Source organism: Acinetobacter sp. YH12098, from assembly GCF_013419235.1.
Lineage (GTDB): Bacteria > Pseudomonadota > Gammaproteobacteria > Pseudomonadales > Moraxellaceae > Acinetobacter > Acinetobacter amyesii.
The window spans coordinates 1-16,009 of the sequence record NZ_VPAO01000006.1; the positions used below are offsets into that span (position 1 = coordinate 1).

Annotated in this window: 12 protein-coding genes and 1 tRNA gene; 8 read left to right on the plus strand and 5 right to left on the minus strand. The window is 40.5% G+C overall.

The annotated features are described in order from the left end of the window. Nucleotides 1-179, plus strand: a 179-nt coding sequence (locus tag FTU38_RS02655; RefSeq protein WP_180003507.1) for a transposase, incomplete at its 5' end; no start/stop codon positions are given. Between the two features lie 501 nt (nucleotides 180-680). Here FTU38_RS02655 and FTU38_RS02660 read toward each other — a convergent pair. The 4 genes from FTU38_RS02660 to FTU38_RS02675 form a co-directional block, all read right to left on the minus strand. After that, nucleotides 681-1,568 carry a mitochondrial fission ELM1 family protein gene (locus FTU38_RS02660; RefSeq protein WP_180110498.1) on the minus strand — a complete coding sequence of 296 codons (888 nt, stop codon included), beginning with the start codon at nucleotides 1,566-1,568 and terminating at the stop codon, nucleotides 681-683. Nucleotides 1,569-1,651: 83 nt separating this feature from the next. Then, nucleotides 1,652-2,578, minus strand: coding sequence for a branched-chain amino acid transaminase (locus tag FTU38_RS02665; RefSeq protein WP_078191262.1), 927 nt, complete (start codon nucleotides 2,576-2,578; stop codon nucleotides 1,652-1,654). 18 nt (nucleotides 2,579-2,596) lie between these two features. Continuing rightward, the gene (gene glnE, locus FTU38_RS02670; protein WP_180110499.1) at nucleotides 2,597-5,356 is read right to left on the minus strand and encodes a bifunctional [glutamate--ammonia ligase]-adenylyl-L-tyrosine phosphorylase/[glutamate--ammonia-ligase] adenylyltransferase; all 2,760 of its coding nucleotides are present in this window, start codon (nucleotides 5,354-5,356) and stop codon (nucleotides 2,597-2,599) included. Between the two features lie 92 nt (nucleotides 5,357-5,448). Further along, on the minus strand, nucleotides 5,449-6,735 hold the full coding sequence (locus FTU38_RS02675) for a sensor histidine kinase KdpD (RefSeq protein WP_180110500.1): 1,287 nt from the start codon (nucleotides 6,733-6,735) through the stop codon (nucleotides 5,449-5,451). Nucleotides 6,736-7,857: 1,122 nt separating this feature from the next. On the opposite strand from FTU38_RS02675, the gene FTU38_RS02680 reads away from it, so the two are divergent. Then, nucleotides 7,858-10,092, plus strand: a complete 2,235-nt coding sequence (locus tag FTU38_RS02680) for an NADP-dependent isocitrate dehydrogenase (protein WP_180110501.1) — start codon at nucleotides 7,858-7,860, stop codon at nucleotides 10,090-10,092. Nucleotides 10,093-10,282: 190 nt separating this feature from the next. Beyond that, nucleotides 10,283-10,582, plus strand: coding sequence for an HNH endonuclease (locus FTU38_RS02685; RefSeq protein ID WP_168378735.1), 300 nt, complete (start codon nucleotides 10,283-10,285; stop codon nucleotides 10,580-10,582). A gap of 257 nt (nucleotides 10,583-10,839) precedes the next feature. Here the strand turns inward: FTU38_RS02685 and FTU38_RS02690 are convergent. Continuing rightward, nucleotides 10,840-10,926 (minus strand) — tRNA-Leu (locus FTU38_RS02690). A gap of 178 nt (nucleotides 10,927-11,104) precedes the next feature. Here FTU38_RS02690 and queA point away from each other — a divergent pair. The 5 genes from queA (at nucleotide 11,105) to tgt (ending at nucleotide 16,004) form a co-directional block, all read left to right on the plus strand. After that, the gene (queA, locus tag FTU38_RS02695) at nucleotides 11,105-12,145 is read left to right on the plus strand and encodes a tRNA preQ1(34) S-adenosylmethionine ribosyltransferase-isomerase QueA (RefSeq protein ID WP_180110502.1); all 1,041 of its coding nucleotides are present in this window, start codon (nucleotides 11,105-11,107) and stop codon (nucleotides 12,143-12,145) included. 21 nt (nucleotides 12,146-12,166) lie between these two features. Continuing rightward, nucleotides 12,167-13,195 (plus strand): hypothetical protein, encoded by a 1,029-nt coding sequence (locus FTU38_RS02700; protein WP_180110503.1) that lies wholly within the window; start codon nucleotides 12,167-12,169, stop codon nucleotides 13,193-13,195. Nucleotides 13,196-13,249: 54 nt separating this feature from the next. Next, nucleotides 13,250-13,816 (plus strand): LemA family protein, encoded by a 567-nt coding sequence (locus FTU38_RS02705; protein ID WP_180110504.1) that lies wholly within the window; start codon nucleotides 13,250-13,252, stop codon nucleotides 13,814-13,816. Nucleotides 13,817-13,896: 80 nt separating this feature from the next. Next, on the plus strand, nucleotides 13,897-14,793 hold the full coding sequence (locus FTU38_RS02710; protein WP_180110505.1) for a DUF4303 domain-containing protein: 897 nt from the start codon (nucleotides 13,897-13,899) through the stop codon (nucleotides 14,791-14,793). Nucleotides 14,794-14,873: 80 nt separating this feature from the next. After that, nucleotides 14,874-16,004 (plus strand): tRNA guanosine(34) transglycosylase Tgt, encoded by a 1,131-nt coding sequence (gene tgt, locus FTU38_RS02715; protein WP_180110506.1) that lies wholly within the window; start codon nucleotides 14,874-14,876, stop codon nucleotides 16,002-16,004. Nucleotides 16,005-16,009: the final 5 nt, after the last annotated feature.

Consider the following 16,009-nt stretch of genomic DNA (forward strand, 5'->3'; position numbering starts at 1 on the left):
CCGAACTAAAAATCTATAATCAGGAAATCAATAAAAGAAGAATTGGAATTGAGCATGTATTTGGCAGTTTGAAAACCTTCAAAATTCTTGCTGAGCGATATCGCAATCGAGGCAAAAGACTAGCATTAAGATTCAATCTAATTGCTGGAATTTATAACTTGGAGCTGAGTGAAAAATGACTTATGAAAGAAATCTAATATCATAAGGCATTAATAAACGGCCAAAATAGGTCAAAAAAACAATATTGGAACCAATAATGTAAATAATAAAGTTAGTTACAATTAAGGAAAAAGTTTTATACCCAGATAATAAACTGAGATAAAATAAAATGAAAACTAATATGTAACTTTCAACATATTTTGAGAACTCAATACTTACTACGCCATTCTTTGTTAAAAAGTATTCTGCCCCCCCAAAAAAAGCACTAAAAAAAATGTATAAAAAAAGTGAATTACACTCTTTTTATGTAGAAGCAATGTCATTCCTATCTCCGATAATGTTCTTGTATCAGGACTTGCTGCTATTTTCCTTAGATACAAATTTTGAACGCCACTGTACTTAAGTTACGGCTTTTTTTCCATCATTTATTTTATTGATATTGTTCAAAAAAAGCGTAAGCGTTAGTCACTGCATTTTAGTATCTTAATTTATCTAGATGTTTATATTAAAGAATCTGTTCATTATTTAAATATTTCAACTGCAACTCGAGTTGCTTCAGCAAAATATTGTGGTTGAGCTAACTTAGACAAGGCAGTAAAATGAGTAATATACTGTTGATGAAAAAGGTGATCGACAGATGTTGTAATTCGATCATGTCTGAGTCGATCCACTTCAATCACCCCGACTTTACAACCCGCGGTGAGAGCCTCGTAAATCATTGAAACACTATCTTCAGTTACCCAAACCGCTTCAGCTTTTTGCATTTCTTCGAAAATCCAACCTTGCGGAGTGACTTCAACTGGGAAAATCTGTACTTTTTCAATATTCTTTAACTGTTTTAATTCTGCTAAAAACGCTTGTGGTGTGCGCCGTGAAGTGGTCAAAATGATTTGTGAATTTGGATTCTGCTCGACTATCTGTTCAATTGCATGAAGTACTTTAGCTGCATTCCACTGATGGCGTTTTGAAGAGCCACCCAAAGCGATCAGGATTCGACCATGCTGATGTCGCTCCTCATTCACAATAGGATTTAACGCACCCTGTGTGGTCAGTACTTTATTTGATGCCTGAATACCATCGTGCTGTGGAATTACTGCATAATCAAACCATGCAAACGGCAAGCTGGGCTTCATTAAAATAATGGTTTTGGCTTTGTTATACACTTTGCCTAACAGCCATACTCGAAAATGCGTATGGCTGCCGACGCCAAAAATATAGGTTGGCACGTGTTCTACGGCATGAACTTGATGGCTAAACAGTGCAGAAATAAGTGTCGCTATAGGCAAATCATCAATTGAAATTTCTTGAAATGTGACTGCTTCCTGAGATTGGCGCTGCATGGCCTTAAATAAACCTAGAGCCTGTGAGCGATGTCCTGCTTTACCATCACTGACATAAACAATATGCATAGTCTCGTTCCAAAAAATTCAATATCTTCAAGCCAATAAAAAAGGCGAAACTTAGTTTCGCCTTTTCATCTTAACCGATCAGCTTATTTTACGTAAGTTAACCAGTGCGCATATTTAGGGTCTTTACCCTGAACCGCATTAAAGAATGCAGTTTGGATTTGCTCAGTGATTGGACCACGACAACCTTCACCAATTTGACGGTCATCATATTCACGGATTGGCGTCACTTCAGCAGCAGTACCTGTGAAGAATGCTTCATCAGCGATATAGAATTCGTCACGTGTAATACGACGTTCAACCACTTCAAAACCAAGGTCTTTCGCAATCGTAATAATGGTTTGACGGGTAATACCATCAAGTGCGCCACCCGCGATGTCAGGTGTATGAATCACGCCATCACGAACTAAGAATACGTTTTCGCCTGAACCTTGACATACATAACCTTGTGGGTCGAGTAGCATTGCTTCGTCATAGCCAGCATGTGCCACTTCTTGGTGTGCAAGAATGGACAAAGTATAGTTACCAGATGCTTTTGCTTTACACATGGTCACGTTTGGATGATGGTGCGTAAATGAAGACGTTTTAACACGAATACCCTTCGCCATCGCTTCATCACCAAGGTAAGCACCCCAGCTCCATGCAGCAACAACGGCATGAATTGTATTGTCAGTTGCTGCAATACCTAATTTTTCTGAACCAATAAAAATAATTGGACGTAGGTAGCAAGAAGCCAATTTGTTTTCACGAACCACATCAATTTGAGCTTGTTCTAATGCTGCATGATCAAATGGGACTTTCATTTGATAAATTTTTGCAGAATTTAATAAACGCTTAGTGTGTTCTTTTAAACGGAAAATAGCCGTTCCATTCGGAGTTTCATAAGCACGGACGCCTTCAAACACACCCATGCTGTAATGCAATGTATGTGTTAATACGTGAGTTTTCGCCTCACGCCAGTCAACCAATTGTCCATCTTGCCAAATAAAACCATCACGATCAGCCAAGTTCATGGCACACACTCCAAATTTTTATACACAGTCATTTTTATCCAATGCAAACGTTGCAGTTGGATCAATTAATCTTTGCCATAGCTTGCAAACGACCACTCGGGTATCGTGCCAATCGTCAGCTGAAACTTGCATGGATTGATTCGCAAGTGCTAAACGGTGGCTCTCGGCTCGTTCACGGAGATAAGCTTGAATCAATGCTGTCGCATCGGCGCTGGATAAGCAATCCGTTCTTGCGGCATCCTCAAGGATTCGTACGTTGTCAGAGTAATGGGCGAGATCGGGATTCGACCCACTCCATGCTAATACTGCATACTGTGCCATAAATTCGATGTCAACGATACCACCTGCATCTTGTTTTAAATGAAAAATTCCATCTTTTTGCTGCTCTTTAGAAGAACCTAGATGGTCTTTCATTTTTTGGCGCATTTTGAGCACTTCTGCACGAACATTGTTCTCATCTCGTGGCTGCGTCAAAATATTGCAGCGCAAGTTTTCAATTTCAATCCGTAAACTGTGCTCGCCTGCAATGGTTCTGGCACGTACCAAAGCTTGATGCTCCCAGACCCAAGCATTTTTATGTTGATATTGCTCAAAAGCTTTTAAGCTGGTCACCAATAACCCCGCCTCTCCCGAAGGTCGTAAACGTGTGTCCACTTCATACACTCGACCATCTAGGGTTTGCGTGGTCATTAAGGACATAAATTTTTGTGCCACCCGCATGGCAAATTCAAAGCCACTAATTGGTTTCTGTCCATCGGTATCCGCTTGTTCGTCCATATAGTGAATAAACACCAAATCCAAGTCCGAACCATAACCCAGCTCGATGCCACCCACCTTGCCATAGCCAATTACCGCGAAAGCCGTGTGATCAATCGAACAACGCTGCCCTTCTGCATCGATTGGATAGCCATGTTTTTTGGCAACAATTTGATATGCCAAATGCAAGGTTGCATTCACCGACACTTCTGCAATATCGGTCAATGCATCCGATACTTTCATCAACGGACTTTCTGCCAAAACATCACTAGCAGCAACCGCTAAGACATTGGATTTTTTAAACAATCTAAGAACACGCATTTGATCTTCAACTTGATCAATTTCAATTCGAAGCAGTTGTTGACGTAGAGAGTCTTCTAAATCTTTACGCTTTGGCAGCTCAAAATCCATCGACAAAAACTCGTCCAACAGCACGGGATAATGCGTCAATTCTTCGCAGATCCAAGGACTCACTGTTGCCATTTTCACTAATCGTTGTAATGCTCCTTTGCTCTCAATCAGCATCACCAAATAGACCGTACGGCGCAGCACCGACTCCACCAAAGGCATGAGACGTAGTAAGGCTACCTGAGGTTTATCTGACTGTAATATCGCCTCAATGAGATGTGGCCAAAAGGTTTTTAAGCGCTGTACAGCTTTGGCAGGTAATTTTTTCAGCGCATGCCCATACCAAAATTCGTGAATTAAATTTTTGGCATCATCATCTAGAACATCGTTCAACTGGGCTTCTAAATGACTAAAACTTTCCAATAACGGATCGGGTTCTTTTTCTTTAATAAGATGCTCAAATTGGTAAATGACTTTGGCACGCTTCTGATTGAGTACATGCAAAAAGTCATCCCAAGATGCAAAACCTAAAGTATCTAAAATACGTTGGCGGGGTTCAGGCTCATGTGGCAACGATTGGGTTTGCTGATCATTGAGCGCTTGTATCGCATGTTCAATACGACGTAAAAATAAATACGCATCTTCTAAATCAGCAACCGCGGTATTTTCTAATAATCCAACTTCACCTAAATGATGCAGACTCACTAAACATTGACGGTCTTGCAACTCGAGTTTTGAACCGCCATAGATGAGCTGAAAGACTTGAACAATAAACTCAACTTCACGAATTCCGCCTGCACCGAGTTTAATATCATCTTCGATATTACGACGTAGCACTTCACGTTCGATCATGGCTTTCATGTCACGCATAGCTTCGAAAGCGGTGTAATCGACATATTTGCGGAAGACGAATGGTCGGGTCATTTCTAGTAACTCTGCGCCTTCTTTACCGCCCGTGACGATACGTGCCTTAATCCAGGCATAGCGTTCCCATTCGCGACCATGCTGGCTTAAATATTTTTCTAATGCCGCATGACTGATTGCCAAGGCAGAACCATCGCCCCATGGGCGTAGACGCATATCTACACGGAAGACAAAACCATCTGCGGTAATATGGTCAAGCAGGTAAATTAATTTTTGTCCCCACAAAATACAGAATTGCTGTACATCGATACATTTTCGACCGTTGGTTTCGCCTTGTTCATCAAAGGCAAATATAAGATCAATATCACTTGAAAGATTAAGTTCCTGTGCACCAAGTTTTCCCATGGCAACCACAATTAGGTCTTGAACTTTCCCCTTATAGCCTAGCGGTTCGCCATATTTCGCAATCAACGGATTCAGCGCAAAATCTTTTGCCGCACAGATGGACGCATCGGCAAAGTCTGAAAGCTCTCGAGTTAAGGTGACGACATCGGTGAGTTGATTGGCATCTTGCCAAATCCAACGAAACATCAGACGTGCGCGCAGCACACGAATTGCACGCATCCAACTATTTTCATCTTGGATATCAGCGAGGCTGCTTGCGACAAAATGTTGAATTTGTGCTGTACTGAGCGAGGTTTGAAACTGATCAATTGCATAGTCTTGTTCTAAACTGGCCTGATGGATTCCGAGCACCTGTTCAGCATATTGACTGGCACGTAATGTTTTCTGCAATTGCTCCGCATTCATTTCACAAACCCTAGCGTGATTTTTTTCTAGTTATAACAGTTGATAACGCTTAGGGAAAAGTATTTTTAGGCTTTTATACCAATAGACGCGGTTTAAAGCTCGCTTAAGGTCGCATCTTTCTGTGCACTGCTACTCTCAGTACTTAAGGTTTGATGCAAACTCGTCGCCTTTGGCAACCAGACTTTAAATTGTGTGCCTTCACCTTCTTTCGAGTTCACCACAATTTCACCCTGATTTAAGTCCACAAAACGTTTACAAAGGACTAAACCCAACCCCGTACCACGTTCTCCTGCCGTACCTTTAATACTAACCGTCAGTTTTTGCTGAAATAAATCATCAATCTGAGCTTGGGTCATGCCCAATCCAGTATCTTGAATAGTGAATACAACCCGTTCTCCATCTCGATCGGCTGAAATCGTCACCACACCTCTACCATCGGTATGGGTAAATTTCAATGCGTTTGACACCAAGTTTTGCATCACTGATGTGATCATATTGATATCTGCATTGACTTTAATGCCTTCAGGCACGGCATTGATCAGTCGAATATTTTTCTTCACAGCCAAGCTATTTAAGACATCACTTACGATTTTTGCAGACTGATGTAAATCAAAATTAATCGGGTGATAAACAAAGCGACCACCTTCTGCCATAGCCCAGTTTAATAAGCTTTCTAAAAGGTTATACGTCGACTGTGTGGTGTCATATAAATAGTCTGCAATATTTTGCACACTTGAATCATCTAAGGTATTGCGTTCCTGCGCCAAAACCTCTGAAAAACCCAGTAGACCATGAAAAGGTGCTCTTAAATCATGCGCAATAATTTGGAAAAATTTAGTCTTACTAAAATTCAGTGCCGACTGCTGTTCATAGGCTTCTTTTAATTCGGCATTTTCAACACGGAGTTGAATGATGTTGACTAGACTTTGTACAAATTCTTCAACGATCTTTAATTGTTTGGCTTCAAATGCAGTGACTTGATCATCGAATAATATCACTTTACCGATAGATTCTTGATCATATTTTAAATCGAAAGCGACTAAACGCTGATGCCCTAAACCTAGTTCCTGCATATAGTCGCAGTAAGCTTGGTAATTTTCAGCGTCGCGGTCTATACGAGAACGTTCAGCAAAAAACTGATCTAGACGATCATCATCAGCTTCGGCCATAAATGCCTTAAATATGTGCTCTGAGGCATACCATATATAAGGTTCATTTTTAAATGCGAGGACAGCATTATCGACTTGCACAATACCACGCGCGAACTTTAAAAATTCTGCAATGCGGTTGTCGTCCGTATAAACCCCCATCAATAAAGACAAACGACAGGCAGTTAATAATTCGGTTTGTGTACCAATATCCAGTAAACGTAAAGCCATCCCGTTGCTCTCCTCAGGGTTTATCTTAAAGATAAAAACCAACTGTTCTGTTCAAGATTAATAGCAAAAATAGCCCAAACACTCAATAACAAAACCCAACAAAAAAACAAACATCATTTACGAATGCGCTATTTAATTGAACTTTCATCCAATTAGAAAATAAAAATATCTATAAAGAACATAACATTAAAGGTAAAACAAAAATTAAAACAATAAAATTAGAAACTTAAATTAATTTAAATTTTATTAACTGTTTATTTTAAATCGTACTTTTCGCGTTTTATTCAAACTAAAAACATGACCAAAAGAAATATTCACTTACATAAGACCTAAAAAACTGGGTTTAATTTTCTTTAACTACATCACAAAAAACAGTGAGTTTTATGATTATTCTACGACCAGATTGCTCATCAGGATGCTCGTTTCAGTCAGCTACACTAAATGAATCTATTTTTAAGTTTTTCTATTAGACTAATTTATTAGTTTTTATCAGTTGTGTGTGTCATTTGAGCGTTAAACCATACCTGCTCGCTTTTACTTTATTAAACTGAGCTAAAGATTCGTTTCATGCTTCTACTGTACATGAACTCATTCACCCAAATGACTGAAGCTGAAAAAGTGCCATGCCTTATTCATCAGATATATAAGTTATCGCATAAACATTCCGCGAACGTTCAAAGTCAAACGGAGCATCAAACTCACGTCGTTCTTTAATAAAGTCCCCAATCCTGACTAATTTTCGAACTTCCGCACCAAATCTACACCTAAAAGTTAAGGCATTCGGTTTGACCTATCAAACGCTTTGCTTTACAACTAAAACTTGAACGAGCCATAAAGAACAGATCAGCCCCAAAAAAATGATATAAATTTAATTGTTCAATAGCTTTAAGCTATGAATAACAAGCTTTCAATATTTCCCTTTTCGGTTTTGCGCTAAAATTGGGCGTCAAACTGCACTTCTTTTGTATCATTTTTCTACGAAATGACCACATCACAGGATCTTGCGTTGACTGAAAAGCAATGAACCCCGATACTTTCATAGTTTTATTTAAGCAAATCGGTTCATAGAGGCGAGCCACAAGCTCGGACCTCAAAGACACAATCTAAAGCAAGGGGCTATATATGGCTGGTGGAAAGTCAACTATCATCTACACACTGACCGACGAGGCGCCATTATTGGCGACTTACTCTCTGCTGCCGATCATTGAAACCTTTACTAAACCTGCTGGCGTTGAAATCGTTAAACGCGATATCTCAGTTGCAGCACGTGTACTCGCTGAATTTTCAGACTACCTAAGCGAAGAACAAAAGGTGCCAAATAACTTGGCAGAGCTTGGACAATTAACCCAAGATCCAAGCACAAACATTATCAAACTTCCGAACATCAGTGCTTCAGTTGGCCAATTAACTGCTTGCATTAAAGAATTACAGTCTAAAGGTTTTGCAATTCCGAACTATCCAGAAAACCCAGCGACTGAGGAAGAAAAAGAAATCAAGGCACGTTATAGCAAATGCCTAGGTTCTGCTGTAAATCCTGTACTTCGTGAAGGTAACTCTGACCGTCGTGCGCCTACTGCAGTAAAAAATTACGCGAAGAAACATCCGCACTCTATGAGCGAATGGAAACAGTGGTCACAAACTCACGTTTCTCACATGGACGAAGGTGACTTCTACCACGGCGAAAAGTCTATGACTTTAGACCGCGCTCGCAATGTAAAAATGGAATTGATCACTAAGTCTGGTGAAACTATTGTTCTTAAGCCTAAAGTTGCGCTTCAAGACGGCGAAATCATCGACTCAATGTTCATGAGCAAAAAAGCACTTTGCGACTTCTATGAAAAAGAATTAGATGATTGTAAAGAAGCAGGCATTTTGTTCTCTCTACACGTAAAAGCGACCATGATGAAGGTGTCTCACCCAATCGTTTTCGGTCACTGTGTGAAGATTTACTATAAAGAAGCATTCGAAAAACACGGCAAATTGTTTGATGAGTTAGGTATTAACATCAACAACGGTATGTCTGGTCTTTACGAAAAAATTGAAACTCTTCCGACTTCTCTTCGTGAAGAAATCATTGCTGACTTACACGCTTGCCAAGAACACCGTCCTGCACTTGCAATGGTTGATTCTGCAAAAGGTATCACTAACTTCCACTCACCTAATGACGTAATTGTAGATGCATCTATGCCTGCAATGATCCGTGGTGGCGGTAAAATGTGGGGTGCTGACGGCAAACAGTACGACTGTAAAGCTGTAATGCCTGAATCTACTTTCGCGCGTATCTACCAAGAAATGATCAATTTCTGTAAATGGAATGGTAACTTTGACCCACGCACTATGGGTACTGTACCTAATGTTGGTTTGATGGCGCAAAAAGCTGAAGAATACGGCTCACACGACAAAACTTTCGAAATCGCTGAAGCGGGTGTTGCAAACATCACCGACCTAGAAACTGGTGAAGTGTTGATGTCACAAAACGTGGAAGAAGGCGATATCTGGCGTATGTGCCAAGTGAAAGACGCTCCAATCCGTGACTGGGTGAAACTTGCTGTGACTCGTGCACGCAACTCAGGAATGCCTGCGATCTTCTGGCTTGACCCGTACCGTCCACACGAAAACGAACTCATCAAGAAAGTTCAAACTTACTTGAAAGAGCACGACACTACTGGTTTAGACATTCAAATCATGTCTCAAGTACGTGCTATGCGTTATACACTTGAACGTGTTGCTCGTGGCCTAGATACAATTTCTGTAACTGGTAACATCCTACGTGACTACCTAACAGACTTGTTCCCGATTATGGAATTGGGTACTTCTGCGAAAATGCTTTCTATCGTGCCTCTAATGGCTGGTGGCGGCATGTACGAAACTGGTGCGGGTGGTTCTGCGCCTAAACACGTACAACAACTTGTAGAAGAAAACCACTTACGTTGGGATTCTTTAGGTGAGTTCTTGGCACTTGCTGTTTCTCTTGAAGAAATGGGCATCAAAGAAGACAACGCGAAAGCTAAACTTCTTGCAAATACACTTGATGCTGCGACTGGTAAATTGCTTGACAATGACAAGTCTCCATCACGTCGTACTGGCGAACTAGACAACCGTGGCAGCCACTTCTACCTTGCTAAATACTGGGCTGAAGAACTTGCTGCGCAAGATGAAGATGCAGATCTTAAAGCGAAATTCGCTCCTCTTGCTCAAGCTCTTGCTGACAACGAAGAAAAAATCGTTGCAGAACTTGCTGAAGTTCAAGGTAAAGCTGCGGACATCGGTGGTTACTACGCTGTAGATACAGCAAAAGTAAATGCTGTAATGCGTCCAAGCGCAACTTTGAATGCTGCTCTTGATGCTGCTCAATAAGTTGATGCAAAACTAACGTAAGTTAGTGATGTAAAAAAACCAGCGCTTCGGCGCTGGTTTTTTTTACCCTCATTTCTATAGTATTATGACAACTCTTTCATTTAATACTTTGCTCTAAATTTTATGAATGTGAGCTATCAAAGGTAGGCTTTTTCATCCAACTACAGCCATAAAATAAGGAAAACCTAAAATGGCAAATTCATGGGGAATACCAAAGCACATAGAAGATGCGGTCTCGGAGCGAGACCTGTGCTGTGTATATTGCGGCAAAAAGTTTGGCACTGAAAGAGCCAACAAGAAGTCTTGGGAACACATTATCAACGATATAAGAATTACAACCTTAACCAATATTGCATTGTGCTGTGTTGGCTGCAATGCATCTAAAGGCAATAAAGACTTAGCAACTTGGTTCCACTCTGAGAATGCTCGAAAAAGAGGTGTCAACACTGAGACAATTGCAGATGTCATCAAAGTAGCTTTAGATAGTTAATAAATCTTTTAAATACTACAAGCCCTATAAGACACCCGATCAATCACATTTGATTATTGTATTGATCTAATAATTTAAGCTTAGCATCTGATTCCACCATGAGTACCCAAACAAAATTCAGGTACTCATTTTACGAAGTGACCACCTGAAACGTGGCTAGTGAAATCATTGGAAATTTTCTAGGAATTTTATATAATTCATTACTTTTAGACATAAAAAACCCCAAGTCTTAATAAGCTTGGGGTTTTTTAGAATTTTGGTCCCGAGGGTCGGACTCGAACCGACACATCATCTCTGATAGTGGATTTTGAATCCACCGCGTCTACCAATTTCACCACCTCGGGAAGGTGTTGAAACGTATAATAAACTGTTTCAAAAACTTGTCAACGCATGATGTTCTCATTTGATTAAAAATAAACCGTATAAGAATTTTTAGATGGATAATCCATCAATTTCAGCGTTAAAACCCAAAAAAGCTTATACTAAGCCAAATTTCATTATCCCCTTTTCAGATTTCTTAACATGCAACTTTCTGACTTTAACTTCAATCTCCCTGACGAACTCATTGCCCGCTATCCGCTTGAAACACGTAGTGCATCACGCCTGCTCCATCTCGACCTGAATGGCGAATACCACGACCATCATTTCACTGACATTTTAGACTTACTCAATGAAGGTGACTTATTGGTACTGAACGATACCAAAGTAATGAAAGCCCGCTTGAAAGGCAAACGAGCAACTGGCGGTGCAGTTGAAGTCTTGGTTGAACGTATTCTTGACCCAAAAACCGCACATTGCCACATTAAAGCCAGCAATACGCCTAAAGAAGGTGCGGAATTATTTATTGGTCCAGACGAAGTTAAAGTGACCGTTCAAGGCCGTCATGAAAACTTATTTGTTGTGGAATTTTCACAGCCTATTTTACAAGTTTTAGATTTATACGGTGCTTTACCGATTCCGCCTTACTTTAACCGTGAAGCAGAAGCGATTGATACCGAACGTTACCAAACTGTTTTTAACGATCCGACCAAATTGGCTTCAGTTGCAGCACCAACAGCAAGCTTACATTTTGATGAAGCGCTACTCAAAAAATTGGCGGACAAAGGCGTGAATAAAACTTTTGTCACTTTGCATGTGGGTGCAGGCACATTTTTACCCGTACGTACCAATGACATTGAAAATCACATCATGCACAGCGAATGGTGTGACGTGTCAGAAGAATCTATGGCTTTAATCCGTGAGACAAAAGCACGTGGCAATAAAGTCATTGCTGTCGGTACTACAGCGACTCGCGCGACTGAAAGTGCAGCTCAAGCCAATGGCGGCGAACTCAAGGGCTGGACAGGTGATACGCAAATCTTTATCTACCCTGGTTATGAGTTCAAAGTGGTCGATCGTTTAATTACCAACTTCCATTTACCTGAGTCTACCCTGCTCATGTTAGTGTCAGCGTTGTCTAATCGAGACAATATTTTGAATGCCTATCACCATGCCGTCGAAAGCCAATATCGCTTCTTTAGTTATGGTGATGCGATGTTAATTGATAATATTAACCATCAATAATCATGCGATGACTTAGTCCCCATGCCGATCGATTCTGTAAAGCACTCCATCCATATTCGTCGTAAGAAGAATGCTGCGGTTTTTCAGAATATCGCTCGGCTTTGGGATATCGGCCGAAACGCAAAAACTCACCAAGAACTCCTCGATGGGCTGCATCCATGGAATGCACCCATTACGCTCAAATTTGAAAATTTACTGCCGCTGGCTTTAGCCGCACTGGGTATCGGCTTCATGCTGTTTATTGTGATTCAGCCCGATCATGGCTGGGCACAGCTTTGCTTTGCTGCGGGATTGGTCATGGTGTTTTGGGCGTATATCAGCTATGAAAAAGATGATCCGATCGAAGATGTAATTGCATTTTTAGAAACCGAATGCATTGCAAAAAAATACCAACTGGCCTTTAACCGACAGCCTCAATACATTTCGATGCCACTGAATAATCTACAATTTATTGGCAATCTTAAACGTATGTTCCCCGTGTTTAAGCAAGGCAGCCTTTCGAATGATATTCAGACCTTCGCGAGCACCGTTTGGGAAGATGAAAATCAGCAACAGCATCAAGTCATGGTCTTTCATTATCACTATGTGAATGAACTGAAAGTACGTGACAAAGACGGTGATGAAGTCACGGTTAAAGAAATTCATAAAGACCTGTGGGGCGTATTTGTTTTTGATATTGGCATCCATGGACTAGCCGTATCTGCAACAGGCAAAAACTTTGGCTATCCCTATAGTTTTCCTTGGCACAGCAGCGACATTCAAACCAATCAAAAATTAAAGTTTTATGGCGAGAACCAAATGGAAATCGCTAAATTGCTCAGCCCGGGCTTTGTACTCCGACTGGCGGATTTTTTTCAAAACCGTGAAGGTGATCTGCTATTTCATCCGAGCCACCGAATAATGTGCTATCTTGGCTCTACAGATTTATTTAAAGTCAGTAGTAAAGCAAAACGAATTCAGGATGTTTCGGCATTGCGTGGACATCTTAGAACCTTTAAATTAAACGCTTTAGAAAATTTGAAAAACGACTTAACGCAGTTTTTAAAATAGATTTCACTCAATAATGTTTTAAATTACGACCTTTTATCTTGAGGATAAAATTTTATGGGGCTTTTGATCTTTGTTTTAATCATCATTGCATTGGTGATTGGCGCAATCATGATTCGCAACAGTATTGTCCGACATCACAATGCAACCATTCGTGCATGGTCAGATGTAGCCAGCTATGAACGTCAAAAAATCAAAATTTTAGATGGATTACAGCCTTTGGTTGAGCAATATTCCAATTTTGAACAAGGGACTTTGGCAAAAGTCACTGAACTCCGTCAAAACATTATGAATTTGAACGTAAACAGTACCGATGTCAGCCAATTACAGCGTATTGAAGCCTTAAATCAAGATCTAATGCGCAGCCTGAATGTTGTGGTTGAAAACTATCCAGAGCTCAAAGCCAATGATATTTATCTGAAAATGATGAATGAAATTGAAGAACAAAACGAAAATGTCGGTGCGGCGATTACTATTTTTAACCGCAACGTTGAGTTGTTCAACAACCACATTCAAGTGTTTCCAAACAATATTATTAATACGCTATTGCTGAGTAAAAAAGCGGTTCGCCCTTTCCGCGATCAAGCTGTCAGCCAAAATTTTGATTATCGTCCGAACTTTTAAGTTCGGGCTTTAACGTACCAAAGTAAAAAAATAATGATGAGGTGATCAAGCACCTCCAAAACTAGAAAGAAAAATAAAATATGCAAAATCAAATTAATGCACTGAAAAATGTGCTGATTCAGGCGTTTTTCAAACTCTATGAACAGCACCAGGACGACCATATTTACGCATGTACGTTGGTCTTCAATTCCTATTTATCCATGGATTATATCGCTGTCTCTACGCAGCGTAGTATTTTTGCCGAAGATGAAGATTCTGCTCAATATCTTGCAGCGCATGATCGATGGAATGTGTCGAAATGGCGCTATCGTAGCCTACCGTCTTTAAGTCAAGACTTGGCGCAGTTTAAACTAACATCTGTAAATGAAGTGAGCTATTTAAACCTTGATCCATCTTCGATCGAAAGCTCAATGAAGTCTGAGTCAACTAACCATCTTTCAATCTTGCTCAATGCCATACAACAAACAAAAGTCGACTTGGCTCAGTCCTACGGCATTGAATTGGACAATATTCTGTTTTTTATCACGGTGCCTACACAGCCCGAAATAGAGATTTATTCAGCTCAGGTTTTAAATATACCAAGTACACAACTTGACGATTTTCTCAAATCCAAACAACCGCTCAAACTCGACAGCTTACCTAAACGTATGAAGCTGTCTCAGTATGATAAAGACCTGCTGATTGATTTGGCTCAAATCGTTGAAATACAACCTTTTAACTATTTACATGTAGCCAATGAAGTCTATCTTTTAAGCTTAGAAAAAAGTTATGCAACCACGAACCCCTATATTCAAAAGCTTATTGACAGCATCGTAGCCATGACATCAGACCCGAAAGGCACATTTGCGATGGAAAAAGAAGAAATTTTGCAGCGAATTAACCAGTTTTATTTTAATGCCAAGAGTTCAGATGAAGCCCTGTCACAAGAAGCGATCTATAAATTTACAGACTTAACACCCGACAAAGCTAGCGTTTAACCGCAGAATCAAGGAAAATAGAGCACTTTTAGCACTCTTACCATCAGCGAACTGTTTTTTCGCCTTGATCTGGACCTTGTATGAAGTTTGAAAAATTGGCGCAATCGGGCCGTGCTCGTCGCGGCCGTTTAACCCTTGAACATGGTGTCGTTGAAACACCTATGTTCATGCCTGTCGGTACTTACGGTACTGTAAAAGGCATGCTCCCACGTGACATTAAAGAAATTAAATCCCAAGTTATTTTGGGTAATACTTTCCATTTATATCTACGCCCAGGCCTAGATGTTATTCGTGAACATGGTGGTTTACACCAATTCATGAAATGGAATAACCCGATTTTGACAGATTCAGGCGGTTTCCAAGTCTTCAGCCTTGGCGCTATGCGCAAAATTAAAGAAGAGGGCGTAACTTTCCGCTCTCCAATTGACGGCTCTAAAGTCTTTTTATCTCCTGAAATTTCGATGGATATTCAGCACACGCTGAATTCAGACATCGTGATGATTTTTGATGAATGTACGCCTTATCCTGCGACACATGAAGAAGCGCAAAAATCATTGCAGCTTTCTTTGCGTTGGGCAAAACGCTGTAAAACTCAACATCATGACGTGCTGAAAAACCGTAATGCCCTGTTTGGTATTATCCAAGGCGGCATGTACGAAGATTTACGTGATGAATCTTTAAATGGTCTGAAAGAAATTGATTTTGATGGTTATGCGATTGGCGGCTTGTCCGTTGGCGAACCAAAAGAAGAAATGATCAAAGTATTGGATTATCTTCCAGAGAAAATGCCTGCGGATAAACCACGTTACTTGATGGGTGTCGGTAAACCAGAAGATATCGTAGAAGCGGTTCGTCGCGGTGTCGATATGTTTGACTGTGTGATGCCAACTCGAAATGCACGTAATGGTCATTATTTTGTGACCGACGGTTTAGTGCGTATTCGTAATGCCAAATATCGTCATGATCAAAGTCCGCTTGACTCACATTGCGACTGTTATACCTGTACAAACTTCACCAAATCTTATCTCTTCCATCTTGAGAAATGCGGCGAAATGCTCGGTTCGATGCTCGGTACTATTCATAACTTACGTTATTACCTACGTCTGACTGAAGCGATGCGTGATGCTCTCGATCATGGCACTTTTGATGAGTTTGTTGAAGACTTTTATCGTCGTCGCGGCATGGAAGTGCCACCTTGTCCTCAAGATTAATTCTT

What these genes read in the sequence shown, in the direction of transcription:
- FTU38_RS02700 (WP_180110503.1), top strand. Translation starts at nt 12,167, where the DNA reads ATGCCGATCGATTCTGTAAAGCACTCCATCCATATTCGTCGTAAGAAG.
- FTU38_RS02710 (WP_180110505.1), top strand. Translation starts at nt 13,897, where the DNA reads ATGCAAAATCAAATTAATGCACTGAAAAATGTGCTGATTCAGGCGTTT.
- tgt (WP_180110506.1), top strand. Translation starts at nt 14,874, where the DNA reads ATGAAGTTTGAAAAATTGGCGCAATCGGGCCGTGCTCGTCGCGGCCGT.
- queA (WP_180110502.1), top strand. Translation starts at nt 11,105, where the DNA reads ATGCAACTTTCTGACTTTAACTTCAATCTCCCTGACGAACTCATTGCC.
- FTU38_RS02680 (WP_180110501.1), top strand. Translation starts at nt 7,858, where the DNA reads ATGGCTGGTGGAAAGTCAACTATCATCTACACACTGACCGACGAGGCG.
- FTU38_RS02660 (WP_180110498.1), bottom strand. Translation starts at nt 1,568, where the DNA reads ATGCATATTGTTTATGTCAGTGATGGTAAAGCAGGACATCGCTCACAG.
- FTU38_RS02675 (WP_180110500.1), bottom strand. Translation starts at nt 6,735, where the DNA reads ATGGCTTTACGTTTACTGGATATTGGTACACAAACCGAATTATTAACT.
- FTU38_RS02705 (WP_180110504.1), top strand. Translation starts at nt 13,250, where the DNA reads ATGGGGCTTTTGATCTTTGTTTTAATCATCATTGCATTGGTGATTGGC.
- glnE (WP_180110499.1), bottom strand. Translation starts at nt 5,356, where the DNA reads ATGAATGCGGAGCAATTGCAGAAAACATTACGTGCCAGTCAATATGCT.
- FTU38_RS02665 (WP_078191262.1), bottom strand. Translation starts at nt 2,578, where the DNA reads ATGAACTTGGCTGATCGTGATGGTTTTATTTGGCAAGATGGACAATTG.
- FTU38_RS02685 (WP_168378735.1), top strand. Translation starts at nt 10,283, where the DNA reads ATGGCAAATTCATGGGGAATACCAAAGCACATAGAAGATGCGGTCTCG.